General features: G+C 61.4%; 13 protein-coding genes and 1 tRNA gene. 3 read left to right on the top strand and 11 right to left on the bottom strand.

The genetic code is table 11. The features are described from left to right. Positions 1-46: 46 nt before the first annotated feature. Together AUC43_RS17500 and AUC43_RS17495 are read right to left on the bottom strand one after the other, a co-directional pair. A complete protein-coding gene (locus AUC43_RS17500) occupies positions 47-808 on the bottom strand; it encodes a PASTA domain-containing protein (RefSeq protein ID WP_068196651.1) in 762 nt (253 codons plus the stop codon). 197 nt (positions 809-1,005) lie between these two features. Continuing rightward, positions 1,006-3,720, bottom strand: coding sequence for a D-alanine--D-alanine ligase family protein (locus AUC43_RS17495; RefSeq protein WP_068196648.1), 2,715 nt, complete (start codon positions 3,718-3,720; stop codon positions 1,006-1,008). A 339-nt stretch (positions 3,721-4,059) separates the two neighbouring features. On the opposite strand from AUC43_RS17495, the gene AUC43_RS17490 reads away from it, so the two are divergent. Next, complete coding sequence (locus AUC43_RS17490; RefSeq protein ID WP_068196639.1) at positions 4,060-5,250, top strand: phosphoglycerate kinase; 1,191 nt, start codon at positions 4,060-4,062, stop codon at positions 5,248-5,250. Between the two features lie 221 nt (positions 5,251-5,471). Here the strand turns inward: AUC43_RS17490 and AUC43_RS17485 are convergent, their stop codons facing one another. The 8 genes from AUC43_RS17485 to AUC43_RS17450 form a co-directional block, all read right to left on the bottom strand. After that, positions 5,472-5,828 carry a hypothetical protein gene (locus AUC43_RS17485; RefSeq protein WP_068196636.1) on the bottom strand — a complete coding sequence of 119 codons (357 nt, stop codon included), beginning with the start codon at positions 5,826-5,828 and terminating at the stop codon, positions 5,472-5,474. 52 nt (positions 5,829-5,880) lie between these two features. Then, entirely contained in the window at positions 5,881-6,894 is a 1,014-nt protein-coding gene (locus AUC43_RS17480) for a hypothetical protein (RefSeq protein WP_068196632.1), read from the bottom strand. A gap of 28 nt (positions 6,895-6,922) precedes the next feature. Continuing rightward, on the bottom strand, positions 6,923-7,777 hold the full coding sequence (locus tag AUC43_RS17475) for an MbnP family protein (RefSeq protein WP_068196630.1): 855 nt from the start codon (positions 7,775-7,777) through the stop codon (positions 6,923-6,925). A gap of 133 nt (positions 7,778-7,910) precedes the next feature. Beyond that, the gene (locus tag AUC43_RS17470) at positions 7,911-8,249 is read right to left on the bottom strand and encodes a hypothetical protein (RefSeq protein WP_157781148.1); all 339 of its coding nucleotides are present in this window, start codon (positions 8,247-8,249) and stop codon (positions 7,911-7,913) included. 221 nt (positions 8,250-8,470) lie between these two features. Continuing rightward, positions 8,471-9,211: a TIGR04283 family arsenosugar biosynthesis glycosyltransferase gene (locus AUC43_RS17465; protein ID WP_071885958.1), complete on the bottom strand. Its 741-nt coding sequence runs from the start codon at positions 9,209-9,211 to the stop codon at positions 8,471-8,473. A gap of 48 nt (positions 9,212-9,259) precedes the next feature. Then, the gene (locus tag AUC43_RS17460) at positions 9,260-9,898 is read right to left on the bottom strand and encodes a hypothetical protein (protein WP_068196625.1); all 639 of its coding nucleotides are present in this window, start codon (positions 9,896-9,898) and stop codon (positions 9,260-9,262) included. 126 nt (positions 9,899-10,024) lie between these two features. Then, complete coding sequence (locus tag AUC43_RS17455; protein ID WP_233254044.1) at positions 10,025-11,302, bottom strand: site-2 protease family protein; 1,278 nt, start codon at positions 11,300-11,302, stop codon at positions 10,025-10,027. After that, positions 11,265-11,924, bottom strand: coding sequence for an HAD family hydrolase (locus tag AUC43_RS17450; RefSeq protein ID WP_068196622.1), 660 nt, complete (start codon positions 11,922-11,924; stop codon positions 11,265-11,267). The genes AUC43_RS17455 and AUC43_RS17450 overlap by 38 nt, the downstream gene beginning before the upstream one ends. Before the next feature lie 99 nt (positions 11,925-12,023). On the opposite strand from AUC43_RS17450, the gene AUC43_RS17445 reads away from it, so the two are divergent. Then, positions 12,024-12,097: transfer RNA gene (locus tag AUC43_RS17445), tRNA-Ile, on the top strand. A gap of 227 nt (positions 12,098-12,324) precedes the next feature. Next, entirely contained in the window at positions 12,325-12,624 is a 300-nt protein-coding gene (locus AUC43_RS17440) for a helix-turn-helix domain-containing protein (protein ID WP_068196619.1), read from the top strand. A gap of 753 nt (positions 12,625-13,377) precedes the next feature. Here AUC43_RS17440 and AUC43_RS17435 read toward each other — a convergent pair. Beyond that, on the bottom strand, positions 13,378-15,216 hold the full coding sequence (locus tag AUC43_RS17435; protein ID WP_068196616.1) for a M61 family metallopeptidase: 1,839 nt from the start codon (positions 15,214-15,216) through the stop codon (positions 13,378-13,380). Between the last annotated feature and the right edge of the window lie 107 nt (positions 15,217-15,323).

The raw sequence follows: 15,323 nt of genomic DNA, 5'->3' as shown, positions 1-15,323 counted from the left end.
CTTATCTCCAACGCTATACAAGTGGCCGCGCCGCGGGGTTGCCTGCTTATTTAGCCACCCAGATATCCACTAGCTGGCCCATGCGGATGGTGGCGTCGGGGCCGTAAATGGGGCGCTGGCGCACCACCGTGCCGGGCGTCTGGCCTGCCTCGGCGGGCAACTCAAATACTTCGCCTTTTTGCAGGCCCTGGCCAATGAGCAGGGTAATGGCTTCGTCTTCGGGCATGTCCACCAGTTTAGGCACGGGGAAGGTTTGGTTGCCCTGACCGTCGCCCACCACCAAGTCTACCCGGGTGCCTTTGGCAATGGGGGCGCCGGGGGCTATTTCCTTGCCGTTGACCAATTGCTTGAGCACGGCATTCTGCGCCAGGTCGGGCACCAGCTGGATTTGGCCCACCACCAGGTCGTAGCTGTTGAGGATGAGCTGGGCGTTTTTCATCGAACCGTCGGTGAGCTTGGGCATCTTAATTACCGGCGGGTTCTTCATGCTCACCTGCAGGTAGATTTTGCGGCCTTCCTTCACTTTTTCGCCGGGCGCGGGGTCCTGCACCAGCACCGTAAACGGCCGGATGTTGGGGCTGTAGCTGGAGTCGTCCACGAAATAGGCCAGTTTGCGCTCGTCGAGGTAGTTTTCCAGGTCGGCCACGTTCATGCCCGTCACCTTGGGTACCGTGATGGTTTCGCCGTGGTGGGTGCTCACGGGCAGGTAAACGTAAAAGAAGCCCAGCACAAGCACTACCCCCACGGCCAGAATGAGCAGTAGGTGCTTGAGAACGTCGAGCGGAGTATCTGAAGAAAGGAAAGCCATTGTGGTAGGAGCAAATTATTTAGGCAAAGAACGAAAAACTCCCATCCTTATTAAGGAGGGGATATTTTCGCAAAGCGGAAATTGGGATGGTTGGTTCGTTGAACAACTCGCGTCGGACTCGTTTTGACGTCTCGTTCGGATGTCGTTCAACGAATCCAACCACCCCCGTCCGAGCCTGCGGCTCGAACATCCCCTCCTTAGCTAAGGAGGGGAGTGGGGACATGACTTGCTCGTTCCACCCGGGCCTTGCCAAACTCCAGAATCCGGTCGATAAACTGGTAGGGCGTGTAGCCGGCCAGGGCGGTTTGGTGGAAAATGCAGGTGGCGGGCGTCATGCCGGGCAGGGAGTTGACTTCGATAATGAGCACCTCTACCTGGCCCTGCTGGCGCACGCGCACAAACGCATCGATACGGGCGTAGCCTTGTATGTCGAGCACCTCGGCCACGCGGCGCAGCACGGCCTTCACCTCGTCGGAGATGCGCTGGCGCTCGGCGGAGTCAGAGGCGTAGCGGGCGGGGGTAATGTTCTGGCCCTCACCGGCCAGGAACTTCTCCTCGAGGCTCAGCACCTCGCCGGTAGCCAAGGCCTCGCTGGCCTCGAACACCTCAATCTTGAGCTGACCCTGCTCGTCGTACGACGTGAGAAGGCCGCCCGTGATTTCCAGGAAGTGCGCGGCCCCATCGCGGCTGATGAGGGTTTCGACCAGGAAGGCATCCTTGCGCGGAAACTCCTCCTTAAAGCCCAGATGCAGCACCGCGGCCGGGCCGGAGAGTAAGTCCTCTTCGGTGCGGAAAATCAACTGGCAGAAAGCCTCCAGCTCCAGCCGGTTTTTGATTTTCTTTACCGCCGAAGAGCAGCCGTCGTCGGCGGGCTTGGCGATGAAGGGGTAGGCGAACTGGGTTTCGAGCGAGCGGTAGAAGCTTTCGGCGTCGGCCTGCCACTCCAGCTTGGGGGCCATGCGGTGGTCGGCCACGAGCAGGCCGGCTTTGCGCAGGCGCTCGTTGGTTTCGAACTTGTTGATGGTGACGCTGCTGCTGGCCACGCCCGAGCCATTGTAGGGCAGGTGGAGCTTCTCGAGCTGCTGCTGCAGGGCGCCGTCTTCGCCGGGCCGGCCGTGCAGGGCAATGAACACCTCATCGGCGAGTTGAGCTAACTCTTCGAAAGAAATGCGGCGCGGCTGGGCCAGGGCCTGGCCCGCGTAGGTGCTGGTGATGACGCTGGCCTCGCGGCGGATGCGTTCGAGAATCGGGTGCGGAGCCTCGCCGGCTTCGGCGTGCTCAATTTTCTCGCGGATGTCGTCGGCGTTGTCCTTCAGCATCACGTTCACGGGCAGCACGTAGAGCTTGTGCTCGTCGGCCGAGCCGGTGAGGAACACGGGCACCGGCGCGTACTTGGCCGAGGAGCTGAGCTTCTCGTAGATGTTGCGGCCGCTTTCCACCGAAATGTGGCGCTCCGACGAGTAGCCGCCCATTATCACGGCCACCCGAATGCGCTCGGTGGCCTCGTGCTGGCGGCCGGCTACGGCTTCGTCCAGCTTGGCCAGCAGTTGCGCCAGCTTCACCGGGCGCAGGCCGGCGCGGCGGCGCGCCGCGAGCGACGTACGAATGAGGTAGGTGAGAAACTGTGAAGGATTCAGCCCGATTTCCGCTGCCTGGTGGAAGAAGAACGACGCCGGCAACATGCCCGAAGTGGTGTTCGGGTCATTCAAAAACAGTTTGCCATCGTGACCCACAAAGCCATCGAGACGGGCATATACCTGGAAGCCGAACGTGCGGAACATCTCCTCGCAGGCCTCGCGGATTTCCTGAATCTTCGCCTCCGGCAAATCAATCGGCGTGACTTTCCGGGCCAGGCCGGGCAGGTACTTCGAGCGGTAGTCGAACATCTCCTCGCCCTTCACAATCTCCGTGGGCGGCAGGGCCAGCGGCAGGCCGTTGGGGTCTTCTACCACAATGCAGCTGAACTCGCGTCCGGCCACGAAGCTTTCCACCAGCACCTGGGTTTCGCCGTCTACGTTGGTCAGGAGCACCTGCTCGGCGCTTTCCAGCCGCTCGTTGAGGGCGAAGAGCAGGGTTTCGGGGTGGTAGATGGGCGCGGTTTCGTCGTCGAACACCACCGGCAGGCCGATGCCCTCGCGGATGTCGGTAAGGTGCTGCACCCAAGCCAGCTTGTCCTGCTCGCCGAGGCGCAGCCAGTCTTCGCGGGTCACGAGTTTGCGGAATAAACTACGGTCGATAGCGGCCTCAAACTTGGCGAGGTTGTCGGTTTTGAGAATGCTCACGCCGATGCTCGAGCCCTGGCGCGGCGCCTTGAGTACCAGCGGCAAGCCCAGCTCGCGCACCAGGTAGGCGAGCGTGGCGGCGTGGTCGGTGGTGTCCCATTCCTCGGCCTTGATGACGCGGAAATTGGGCGTGGGCCGGTTCAGGGCGTGCAGCAGGTTTTTCTGCGCAATCTTGTCGATGCCGAAGGCCGAGGGCAGAATGCCGGAGCCGGAGTAGGGGATGCCCAGCCACTCCAGCATGCCTTGAATGGCGCCGTCTTCGCCGCCCGGCCCGTGCAGGGCCAGAAACGCGAAGTCCATGAGCTGCGGCAGCTCCTCTACCTGCACCTGCCGGCCCACCTTCATAATGGCGTGAAACCACTCCTCGTGGCTCAATTCGCCCAGGCTTTCGATGTATACCTGCAGGTGGTGCACGGAGGCCGGCTGCGACTCCACGGGCGGGTAAAAGTCCCGGATGGTGCCCTTGTAAATAAACTGCCAGTCGAGCAGAATAAACTGCCCAAGGCTATCCACGAAGATGGGCACCGGTTGGAACAGGGCCTTATCTAGATTATCAAAGACGGTGCGGCCGCCGGCGAAAGAAATTTCCCGCTCGCGCGAAGTGCCCCCGAAAAAAATGCCAATTTTCATAAGTACCGCAAAGGTAAGGATAAGCGGGAGGGGATGGGATTGATGATAGGGGGAATTGTGGCAAGCAAGAACGACAACTCCCCTCCTTAGTAAGGAGGGGACGTCAAGCCGCAAGGCTTGGCTGGGGTGGTTAGCTTCGTTGAACGACGGGCGAACGATACCCGAACGATGCCGTAACGAGTCCGACGCGAGTTGTTGGCTACGCCGACCTTCGGTTCAATGCCTACAACCACCCCAGTTGCCGCGGGCGCGGCAACATCCCCTCCTTGGTAAGGAGGGGAGTTTTGGTTCTACTTTGCAGGCCCAATCCACTCACTACACACCTTACCGCTACTTTCCATGAACACCCTCGATACCTACAATTTCGCCGGCAAGCGCGCCGTGATGCGCGTCGATTTCAACGTGCCGCTCGACAAGGACCTGCGCATTACCGACGACACCCGCATCCGAATGGCCACCCGCTCGGTGATGAAAATCCTCAACGACGGCGGCTCGGTGGTATTGCTTTCGCATCTGGGCCGGCCCAAGGGGGGGTACGAGAAAAAGTATTCGTTGGAAAGCCTTGTGGCGCGCCTCTCGCAGGAATACGGCCGCCCGGTGCAGTGGGGCGGCGATGTGCTCGGCGCCGAAGCCGCGCAGAAAGCCGCGGCCCTGCAGCCCGGCCAGGTGCTGCTGCTCGACAACGTGCGCTTTTACAAAGAGGAAGAAGCCGGCGACCCCGCTTTTGCCGCCAAGCTGGCTCAACTCGGCAACGTGTACGTGAACGACGCCTTTGGCACGGCCCATCGGGCGCACGCCTCCACGGCGGTAATAGCCAGCTTTTTCGGCCCCAAAGACCGGGTGGGTGGCTACCTGCTGCAGTCGGAGCTCGACAACGCTAAGAAGGTGCTGGAAAACGCCGAGCGGCCCTTCACCGCCATCATGGGCGGGGCCAAGATATCCGACAAGATTCTCATCATCGAAAAGCTGCTCGATAAGGTCGATAACCTGCTCATTGGCGGGGGCATGGCCTACACCTTTGCCGTGGCCGAAAACGGCACGGTGGGCAGCTCCCTGCTCGAGGCCGACAAAGTGGACCTGGCCCGGCAGCTCATTCAAAAAGCCAAGGAAAAGGGCGTGAACCTAGTGCTGCCCTCCGATTCGCTCATCGCCGACCGGTTCGCCAACGACGCCAACGTCGAAGTGGCCGCCAACCACCACATTCCCGACGGCTGGATGGGTCTTGACCTGGGCCCCGATAGCCGCGAAACCTTCGCCGAAATCATCCGCAACAGCAAAACCATTCTTTGGAACGGCCCCATGGGCGTGTTTGAGATGAGCAACTTCTCGCTCGGCACCGAGTACGTGGCCCGCGCCATTGCCGAGGCCACTGCCAACGGCGCCTACTCTCTCATCGGCGGCGGCGACTCGGCCGCGGCCGTGCAGCAGCTCGGCTTCGGCGACCAGGTAAGCTACATCAGCACCGGCGGCGGCGCACTGCTCGAGTACATGGAAGGCAAGGAACTGCCCGGCGTGGTGGCCTTGGGCTAGTAAGGCCTGCCCAAAGTAGAACGTCACGCAGAGCGCAGCGAAGCATCTCGCCCGCGCCGTCTGTCATGCTGAGCGCAGCGAAGCATCTAATCGCTGCTGAACGAATCGTTCGAACGTGAGAAGATTCTTCGCTGCGCTCTGCATGACAGTTGCTTTTGAAAACATAAAAAGCCCCGGCTGCATGTGCAGTCGGGGCTTTTTGCGCAGTTTAAGCTGCTTTGTTACTTAACCTGCGCCTGGGCTTCCAGTAGGTGCAGCAGCTCGTCGGCGGCTTTTTCAATGTCGTGGTAGCCTTGCTGGGCGGCGCGCTCCTTGGCGGCAATCAGACCGTCGCGGTGCACGGTTTTGAAGTCGCCGTAGGGGAATTTGTAGCGGCCTTTGGTGTCTTCGCCCTTGCTCATGTCGAGGCCGAGGTGCCAGTTGCCGTACTCCTCAATCTTATGCTTTTCCAGGAAAGCATTTTCATCCGAGGAATCGGGGTTGTGCTGGCCCCAGTGCCCTTCGTCGTTCTTGATTTTGCCGTCTCGGATAAGGCGCTTGGCGTAGGTGACGGCCTGGGGGTTGAGGGAGGTGCTCATGGGAAAGGAAGTTGGTGGTGTCCTTGAGTACGAAGCCGGGTAATGGGGGTTCCTACTGCGCAGCTTTCTTGTGCAGCAAGTACTTGGTTTGGTTGAAGCTATAGCCCACCGACAGCACCAGGCGGCCCGCGCTGGCGGGGTGGTCGGTGGCGGCGGTGTAAATGGGCAGCTGGAAGCTGGTGTTCAACGACACGTTTTTGTAGTACACGTCGAGGCCCGGGCCCAGCAGGGCGTTGTTCATGGCGTGCTCGCCGGTGAGCTGGCCTTCCAGGGTTTCGCCCTTGGTTTTCTCGTAGAAAAATTGGGCCGATGGATACACCTGCCAGTCGGTGCCCAGGGGAATGCGGTAAAACAGGCTGGCGAAAGTGGCGGTACTGGGCGCCAGGCTGTTGCGAAACGCATTCTCGGTAGAGCGACGGTAGCTGCTGTTGATGCTCAGGCCCAGGCTGCGGAAGCCGGCAATGTAGTTGGCGTACACAAAGCCGTCGGTGGTGCCGGTGCCCACCTGGTTGAGCAGCGGGTACCGCTCGCCCTGGGCGTTTTGGCGGCGGAACTCGCCAGTGGGCAGCTTCACGCCCCCGCCCACAATGAGGCGGCTCTGGATGCCGGCCGTTTCAATCTGCCGGATGAGGTGGTAGCCGGCAAACACCGTAATGTCGCCCACACCCGAGGCGTTGAGCTGCTTGCCATTTATCTGCGAGGTATTCATCACGTAGGGCACGAAGGCGTTCAGCTCCACGCGCTGCGAGAGGAAGTACTTGCCGCGCAGCTCAATGACCCGGAAGGCTTCAAAATCGGTGGGGTCGCCGCTGTGGTCGTGCTCGTAGCCGTTGTCGCTGTTGAGCGAAGAGGGGAAGAACGGCCGCGCGCCCTTGGGAAAGAAATGCGGGGTTTGGCCGTACTCCTGGTAGCCGTTGAAGATGCGGTAGCGGTGCATCAAACTCAGGCCGCTCTGGTTGTCGTAGGGCGTGATGCCCATAAAGCAGCCGCAGATGTCGCAGGCGCGGCCGGGACGCGGGGCCAGCAGGAGCAGGGCGGCCAGTAGGAAAAGCGAAAGGGTTTTCATGCCGGGGAGGGAAGGCAACGGGCCTGGATTAGTTGGCGTGAATGTGCGAGACCGAGAACATGCTCGCGGCCACATTGTCGGCGAGCTTGGCGGCTGCCGGGCCGCCCATCTTATTGTACACTACGGCAAAATTCACCGGGTTCAGGAAGGGTGGGTTGGTGGCCGTGGCCGGGTTGGGCCCGTTGAACAGGTTGGCGATGTCGACGTGCAGGTGCACTTCGGGGAAGTGGTCGGGGCGCACCAGCAGGTTGGCGGTGGGGAAGGGCAGGCGCACCGTCCGGATGGTGTTGTTGGCCGCGCCCTTGTAGCCGGCCACGTGAAACACCAAGCCCCCGGTGGTGGCCTGGGGCGCGTGCGGCGCCTGCGGGGAATAGCCTTCCAGCTTCAGGTTGATAAACTCCGAGCCGTTCATGTCCCAATACATGCCGTTGTTGGCATTGAGCACACCGGTGAAATTACCGGCCTTGGTGCGGGCACTGTCCACGCCCACTGTGAAGCCGACGGCGGTGTAGTCGCCCACCGGCACGCCGGTCATTTTCAGGTCCTGCGACGCTGCATCCGCGTGGTCGACGAGGAAGTAGGTGTCCGGCACCGCGTAGCTGGAGTTGTCGGCCTTAAATAGCTTCACGTTGGAGATGTAGTACTTGAAGGTGCTCACCGTGAAGTCGTCGCCGTGGGCATTTTTATAGGAAGTAGTGCCGAGAACCAGCTTGCTGAACGTGGTGACGTTGGCCGTGCTCGTCACGCTCACCCCGTTGTCCATGTGAAGGGTAAACTCGCCGGTTTCGGTAGTGGGCGGCTCGGGGTCTTTCTTGCAGCCCGCAAGGCTAAGGACAGCCAGCACGAGGGCGCCGGCCAATTGAGAAATTGACAGAAATTTCATTGTAGAATAGAAGCTTAAAGCTGATTGAAAGCAACGGCGGGGCAGCGCGCCGTTGGGCCCGCCGCGGGCGCGGCTGGGCCAGCAAAGGCCGTTCTTCCAGCCATGCGGGAAGAACCAGACCCACAATCAGACTTTAGGCCAGGGGCGGGCGAAACACGCCGGGAGGCGGCACGGCCGCGCCGCGCGCCGTGGCAAGCGCCGGATAGCGCCGGGCTGGCAGCCGCCACCGCCGGGGTGCCAGCAGCGCAAAGGCAGCCGAGGGCAGCACCTCATATTTTACCTTGGCCTGTGCGCCTGCCGGGGCTTTTTTCTCGGCCGCATCGGCTTTGCGCAGCTGTTTGGCGAGGTGGCATTTGCCGTTGCAGTGCAGCTGCGGCCGGGCCTTGTTCACGCAGTACAGCGCCGTGATGCGCGCCTTATTGAGCTGATAATCCACGACCAGCACCTCCTGCCCCAGGGTTTGGAGCAGCATGAGGGCAGCAAGGAAAAAAGCCAGGAAGCGTTGCACGGCGTAGCAGCAGGAAGAGACCGGCCGCCACAAAGGTAACCCAGCCGGCAAAGGGAATAAGCAGGGCTTAGGCAATGCTACCGCTAGCTCAATTTCATGCTTCGGTTTACGCATCAGGAAAACAAGAAGTGTCAAAAGAAATTGAGCTGAAAAGCATGGGGTAAGGCGCTCCAGTCTCGTTGGTCCTACAGCTTATTCTGCCGGATTAGGGCCCGGTAAACGCGGAGCAGGCGGGGCTGCGACACACCCAGGCGGTAAAGCGCGGTGAGCAGGTAAAACACGCCCTGGAGCCGGAAGACCCCATTTTCGCGGTATTTGCGGGCCGAGGTAATTACGGTATCCGGCAGCACCCGGAGCCGGGTGTGCTGCCGTAGGCGCCGCGTTATTTCCTGGTCTTCCATGATGAACAGGTCTTCGCGGTAGCCGCCAGCTGCCTCAAACACTGGTTTTGTTACAAACAGGCTCTGGTCGCCGAAGCGGGCGGCTTCCACATTGAAGCGCGTAAACCACGCATTGGCCCGCAAAAACCAGTGGGGCTCGTCGAAGGCCAGGCGGAAGCAGCCGCAGCCGTACCCCGCCGCCACTGCCTGGCGGATATCACTGAGAAAGCCGGCCGGCGGTAAGGTATCGGCGTGCAGGAAATACAAGATGCTGCCGCGGGCGTGCCGGGCCCCAAAGTTGAGCTGGGCCGCGCGGCCTTTGGTGGGGCAGGCCAGCACACGGGCACCGGCCTGCCGGGCCAGGGTGGCCGTGGCATCGGTGCTGGCGCCATCGGCCACAATGATTTCAACGGCCGCATCGGTGCCCGTGCCGGCTTGGGCTAAATGCCTCAGCAGCTTCACGATGCCCTCGGCCTCGTTGAAGGTGGGGATGACGATGCTCACCAGGGCCGGGGCGGCAACGGGGCGGGCGGAGAGTGGCGGCATGGCGTGCTGAAAAAGAAGAAAACCCGCAACAGCCCGCCGCCGAAATCGTTAGTTTAGGTACGGCGAATCCAGCTCCTGGCCCATGCTTCGGAGCGTATCGGTGCTGCGGCGGCCAGTGAGGCGCGTGGAGAGGGCCTGGGCTTCGCGGGCGCTGAGCACGTCCAGCTCGTGCAGCCAGGCCACCCGCCGGAGCTGCGGCTCAATAAAGCCCAGGGGGTTGACCTGCCCGTACTCGTCGCGCAGGTAGGTTTTGGTGCGGCGCTCCAGCTCCGCCACCAGCGCCCGGAACTGCTTGCGCTGCCAGGGCCGCCCGGCCAGGGTCACGGACAGGTGGGCGGTTTGCAGCCGGAAGGTGCACCACTGCTGCTCAAAGCGAATCCACATCGACAAGGCATTCACGCCCAGAATCAGCCACCAGGAGTAGAGCGGGAAGCCGGTGTGGCCCGTGGCCAGCCACTCGCGCCAGGGCCCATAGCCCAGAAACACCAGCAGCAGGCCCGTGAGCACGAGCTGATTAACCGGGATGAGGCGGTGCTCGCCGGACTTCACCGGCAGGATTTCTTCGTAGGGCACTTCGGTTTCGAGGGTGGCCACCCCCTGCGGATTGCGCTTGCAGACGTACAGGCTTTCGGCCCGCAAGGCAATGTGGGTAGTGCCCAGAAAAAGCTGTTTTTGGGTAAAAATCATTCCGAGAAAAAAGACAAATAGCCGGCGCTGCGGCTGAAAAGCAAATGAGAAAATAGCCAACCATGCCGCCCGGCTGTACCGATTTCTGGTTTAACCAGCTTGGTTAATCTGAATGCCCGAAGGCCTTTACTTAAACGGGCTGGGGGTGAAGCAAAGGACAAAAATAACCACCATCAGCCAGCCCATTACTTTGCGGCCGGGGCTCAGCCGCCGTTCGTCGGGCGCAGGCGGGTGGTAAATGCCCGTGAAGCGGCCCAGCAGCAAGCCGAATATCAGCCAGCCGGGGTTGCCCATAACGCCGGGTTGGGCTACGCTAAAGGCCAGCTGTGCGCACCAGATGCCCGCCGCCAGCAGCAGCCCCTGGCGCGGCTTCGGCAGCACCCGCCAGAATATCAGCCCCAGGTACAGCGCATACACCGGGCCGCCGTAGAGCCAGGTTTGCCAGTCGCTGTGCAGCGTGAACAACCCTAGTCCGGCATAAAAAACAAACCCGATGAAGAGCACCAGCGCAGCCTGGTTGAAGCGCCGCCGGCCCATCAGCCCGTAGAGGATGTGGCCGCCGTCGAGCTGGCCCATGGGCAGCAGGTTGAGGGCGGTGAAGAACAAACTCAGGGCGCCGGCCATCAGCACGGGGTAGTGCATTAGCTCGTTGGGGTGGGGCAGCCGGGCCGGGTTGGCAAACGCGGCCTCGAGCAATCGGTAGAGCAGGGGCTTGGCCAGCGTAATGCCTTCCTGGCCGGGCGGGTACACATAGCGGGCGTAGTCGGCGCCGTACCGGGCGTACTCGGGGTGAATGGCGAATAGATAATCCAGCGGCGGCAGTTGCGTGAAGCCGTACACCAGCAGCGGCACCGCCACCACAAAGCCCGCCAGCGGCCCAGCCAGCCCAATATCGAAAAACTCGCGCCGCGAGAAAATCCGGTCCTTGATGCGGATGATGGCCCCAAACGTACCCAGCCCCATCGGAAACGGGATGTAGTATGGCAGCGAGGCACGCACGCGGTTGTGCCGGGCCGTGAAGTAATGCCCAAACTCGTGCACCGTGAGCACGCCCAAAAACGGCAGCGCAAACCACAGTCCGCGCTCCACCTCGGCGCGCAGCGCGGCCCCGCGCAGCGCAAACACATCGAGGGGCAGAAACCCGATGTCGCCCCGCGTGAGTTGAATGCCCGCCAGTGTGGTGGTCACGAGCGTGATTAAAAATAGCAGGATGTGCACGGCGTACGTGCGTGCCGGCGACGGCTCGGGCCGCTCGAAGCGCCGGAACAGCCGGCGGGCCCGGACCTGCTCCAGCGTGAGCCGCGCATGCGGCGCGGGCACCGGCGCTGAATCGGCAGTGCGGGCCACCTCGGGGTAGTCGGTGGGGTCAGGAACGGGCGGGGGCGTATTCTCGGGGAAAGGCACGGATGGCTTCGGGCAGGGCAGTGGTGAGGGTGAGGGGTGGGGCCAGGTGCAGCACCCGCAGCCCCAGGCGCCGGGCCGTGGCCACGTGCTGCGGGCTGTCCTCAATGAACAACGTATCCGCGGCTTGCCAGTTCATTTCGGTTAGCGCGTGCCGGAATATTTCCTCGCCCGGCTTGCGCAGGCCCACTTCCTGCGAGTAAAACACGCGGTCGAGTACGTCGGCAATGCCATGCTTAAAGCCGTATTTGGTGGCCAGGCGCTGGTTGATTTCGGCGATGTGCAAGGAGTTGGTGTTGCTCAGCAGGGCCGTTTGGTGGCCTTGCTTGCGCAGCTCGCCAATCAGGGCCAGGCGCTCGGCCGGCACGTCGAGCAGCATGGCGTGCCATGCGGCGTCGAGTTCGGCGTCGGTGGCGTCGAGCTGATAAGCTTCGCGCAGCCCGGCCCGAAATTCGGCCGGCGTGATGCGGCCCGTTTCAAACAGGTCAAACAGTTCAGCCTGTTGGGCTTGCGAAAACTCGATGGTGCTGCCGGCTCGGCTTAGCCGCCGCATGGCCGCCGGGGTGGCCTCGTAATCAATGTCGATGATGACGCCGCCAAAATCGAATAACAGATGAGGTAGCATGGGGTGGCTTGTTTTTCCGTGGGCGAAGGTCGTACTTTTGTCGGGTTGGAGGGCCGGCAACGGCAAGGGTTGAGGTGAAAGATGACTGCCTCCAGCACCGGGCCTATAGCTCAATCGGTTAGAGCAGCTGACTCATAATCAGCAGGTCACTGGTTCGATTCCAGTTGGGCCCACTAGAAACCCCGTCTAATTCAAGTAGAAGGGGTTTTTTGTTATTTTAGTACCATTATAGTACCACCTCTGTTGGAGAGGGCTGTTGTTGGCCGTAGAATCCCCTAGTGTTCGCTATGTTCGCAAACCACTGTTCCTTAATGTTCTATAAAATACCGTAAGGCTGTTGGTAACGAGGGGTAGGTCGTTTTGCGTAAAGGGAGGTGTCACTAAACCAGCACTTTACCAGATGCAATTCACCTTAACATTACCACCCGACTTTGTTCAGCAACTGGCCGTTCACTTGCTGACGGATATTCGTCAGGAGCTAGCCCGACAGGGGGCTACAAATAACGCGCTGGCGGGCAAGACTGCCGACCTGCTTACTTCAAAGATGGTAGCCCAGCGCCTAAAGGTCCACGAGAAGACCGTAATTCGGTACATTCGATTGGGTAGGATTCATGCTGCAAATCACGGCACGTTGGCCCGGCCAAAGTACCGGGTGAGCGAGGCAGACTGTGCGGCGTTCTACGTTGCTAACCAGGCCTAATGAAGTTCGTCGGTAAATAATGCTCTTTCGCACGACTGGTGCGTGAGCATATGGCACTTGCTCTGCTAAAATTGTCTACCTGCGGCGGAACCTGCCCGCGACGCCAAAAATCACCGGCGCCGTTATGCCAGAGCACCCGACCTCAGTTCGCTTGAAGATTACGCCGAACAACTCCGTGCTGGCCTTCCTTCTACTGTTCCCCGTAGTGTTCATCCCGCCAGGGTCGTTTTCAGATGATTGTACCATCAACGGCGTCCACCGAGCCCTATGCTGACCGAACGGCTATTGATTCTGATGATCAGTGAGGAATGCCTTTTTTTATGTGTTAAATGGGCTTGTTCCTACCCGTTAAGAAAGCGGAAGATTGCGGCATAAAAAAACTTGCGCTTTACTGAGCAATTCCGCTTGCTGCTCGCCCTCGTTTCACGATTCCGACCGTGGCTGTTGCAAAACTCGGTGGGCAACGCAGAAACGCTATGTGCTTACACTCAGCGCGTGTCAAAAGCCCGTTTAAGCGTCATTCTCCTTCAGCTCGGTTCGTAAAGACTTCGCTTGAAGGTGTCCCGCTGAGTTCTGCAACAGCCACGACCGTTTTCCTGAACCTAGCATCGGGCAACTGACCGACTATGAATTGAGCGGGCGCAAATCATCGCACGAACGAACCACACACCGGCCTGGCACAACGCGACTAAATGGCTTAGCTGAGCGCGCAACCAGGGTGCCATCGATTTTCCCGTGCCACGCTGGAGCCGGTTAGTTCTTTTTTCCACTTAACCATGCTTTACGGAAAGCTAGTTGCTGGCGCGTGGCCGACGGGAGGGCCACCACTTCCAGCGTCGGTGCTTCCTGGAGCGTTACCGGCACGGTGCGCACGCCGTCCCGGGCCCGCACTTCCACCGGCACCACATCACCGGGCTTGTGCGTGGCCAGTAATTGCTGTAGCACCGTGGCTCGTTTCAGCGGTTGGCCATCGAATTTGAGCAGCACGTCCTCCCGGTCGATGCCGGCCTGGTAGAGCGGGCTGCCGACGAGGGACGAAGCAGGCAGCAACGCGCCGCTGCTGTCGGGCAGGAATTGGAGGCGGTTGAGGCCGAGGCTGGCCTGCCCGGCTTTGGCCTTGCGCAGTTGCAAGCCCGCCGGGGCCAGGAGTTGCGCGAACTTCGGCAGCTCGTGCCCGTAAATGTGGTCGCGGAAAAAGCGACCCGCAAAAGCGGTGTCGTGGCTGACTTCGCCCAGCACCCGCTGCAAATCGGGCAGGGTGTAGGGGCGCTCGGGGGCGTAGTTGCGCTGGGCTTTGCCGTACTGCCGCCACACGGCCCGCATAAAGGCGTCGAGGGTCGTTTTGTGGTTGGCCCGCAGGTCCAAATCCAGCGCCAAGGCGTTGGCCCCGCCGATGGCGTAATAGCTGAGGTAGGTGTTCGCGCGGTTATCCGGGTCAATGGCCGCGGCGGCATCCACGAACGGCGCTTGCTGGCTCATCTGCACCGGGGAGTAGCGGGCTGCCCCCGGCGACAGCAACAGGGCGTTGACGAGGCCGTTCACCCCCCTCTCGCAGAATTGTTGGTCGGTCAACACCCCGGCGCGGCGCAGCAGCAACGGGCCGTAATACGACGTGAAGCCTTCAGCAAACCACAGCCCGCTGCTCATGTCAGCCCGGTCGAAATCGAAAGGCTCCAGGTCTTGGGGGCGGATGCGCTCCACGTTCCAGCTATGGAAAAACTCGTGCGCCACGGTGCCCAAATTGCGCTCGGCACCGGCCCCGCGCAGGGGCAGGTTGCTGGTGACGACCGTGGAGTTGCGGTGCTCCATGCCGTCGCCGCTGGTTTGGGGCAGGTAGTTGGCCAGGAAGGTGTAGCGGCCGAAGTCGTACGCCGGCAACTCTCCGAAGACCGCGGCCGCTTCCTTCACCACTTTTTTGGTTAGCGCTACGTAACTGTCCAACTCGGCGTCGGTGCCCTCGTGTAGCATCTGCATTTCGATGGTGCGGCCTTGTTCCTGCCACGTGCGCGTCTGGAGCGGCCCCAGCGAGGCGGGTGAGTCCATGAGGTATTGCAGGTGGGGGGCGTACCACGTGCCGGTGGCCGCATCGGGGCGCAGCTGCGACGCCACTTGCCACCCCGTCGGCAGGTCGAACTTTACTTCGGCCGGGCGTTGCTCCAGGCCGCGGGCGTAGGCCAGGGTCGCGGGCATGTTGAGTTGGGCGTGGCGGCTGTCAATGCCGGCGTAGGTGCCGTCGGTCCGGTCGCCGAAGAGCGTGTAGCGGAACACCACGGCCCCGTCGTGGCCCGCCACGTCCCAGCCGGACGGGTCGGGCCGGGTGATGCGCAAGGGGTTGCCTTTCGAGTCGGTGGCGCTGACGTCGTAAACGTTCTTCGCGAATTCGTGCAACGCGTAACGCCCGGGCGACGAGCGCGCCATGCGGACCTGCAACGGGCCCGGGGGCAGTTGCGCAAACGTGACGCGGACGCGCGCCTCGTGGTGCACGGCATTGGGGAACGCCACCGTGTAGGCCACGGGCGCCTGCGCGGCCACCGGTGCGCAAAAAGCCAGCGGCAGCGCCACCAGAAAAGCAGTAACCGTGTTTTGAATCATCAACAGGGGGGATAGAAAAACCAAAGGACGCGCTAAAGGTAGTCGCGGTTAAATAGGGCAACAGAAGACAGGATAGTTTCTTTTTTTACGAGCCATATCCCCCATCG

It is taken from the genome of Hymenobacter sedentarius (genome assembly GCF_001507645.1).
Lineage (GTDB): Bacteria > Bacteroidota > Bacteroidia > Cytophagales > Hymenobacteraceae > Hymenobacter > Hymenobacter sedentarius.
This window is presented reverse-complemented; position numbering and strand designations above follow the sequence as displayed.

Bases quoted from the DNA above. Each gene is read 5' to 3' on its own strand.
- AUC43_RS17500 (WP_068196651.1), bottom strand. From the start codon at position 808: ATGGCTTTCCTTTCTTCAGATACTCCGCTCGACGTTCTCAAGCACCTA.
- AUC43_RS17495 (WP_068196648.1), bottom strand. From the start codon at position 3,720: ATGAAAATTGGCATTTTTTTCGGGGGCACTTCGCGCGAGCGGGAAATT.
- AUC43_RS17490 (WP_068196639.1), top strand. From the start codon at position 4,060: ATGAACACCCTCGATACCTACAATTTCGCCGGCAAGCGCGCCGTGATG.
- AUC43_RS17485 (WP_068196636.1), bottom strand. From the start codon at position 5,828: ATGAGCACCTCCCTCAACCCCCAGGCCGTCACCTACGCCAAGCGCCTT.
- AUC43_RS17480 (WP_068196632.1), bottom strand. From the start codon at position 6,894: ATGAAAACCCTTTCGCTTTTCCTACTGGCCGCCCTGCTCCTGCTGGCC.
- AUC43_RS17475 (WP_068196630.1), bottom strand. From the start codon at position 7,777: ATGAAATTTCTGTCAATTTCTCAATTGGCCGGCGCCCTCGTGCTGGCT.
- AUC43_RS17470 (WP_157781148.1), bottom strand. From the start codon at position 8,249: ATGCTGCTCCAAACCCTGGGGCAGGAGGTGCTGGTCGTGGATTATCAG.
- AUC43_RS17465 (WP_071885958.1), bottom strand. From the start codon at position 9,211: ATGCCGCCACTCTCCGCCCGCCCCGTTGCCGCCCCGGCCCTGGTGAGC.
- AUC43_RS17460 (WP_068196625.1), bottom strand. From the start codon at position 9,898: ATGATTTTTACCCAAAAACAGCTTTTTCTGGGCACTACCCACATTGCC.
- AUC43_RS17450 (WP_068196622.1), bottom strand. From the start codon at position 11,924: ATGCTACCTCATCTGTTATTCGATTTTGGCGGCGTCATCATCGACATT.
- AUC43_RS17440 (WP_068196619.1), top strand. From the start codon at position 12,325: ATGCAATTCACCTTAACATTACCACCCGACTTTGTTCAGCAACTGGCC.
- AUC43_RS17435 (WP_068196616.1), bottom strand. From the start codon at position 15,216: ATGATTCAAAACACGGTTACTGCTTTTCTGGTGGCGCTGCCGCTGGCT.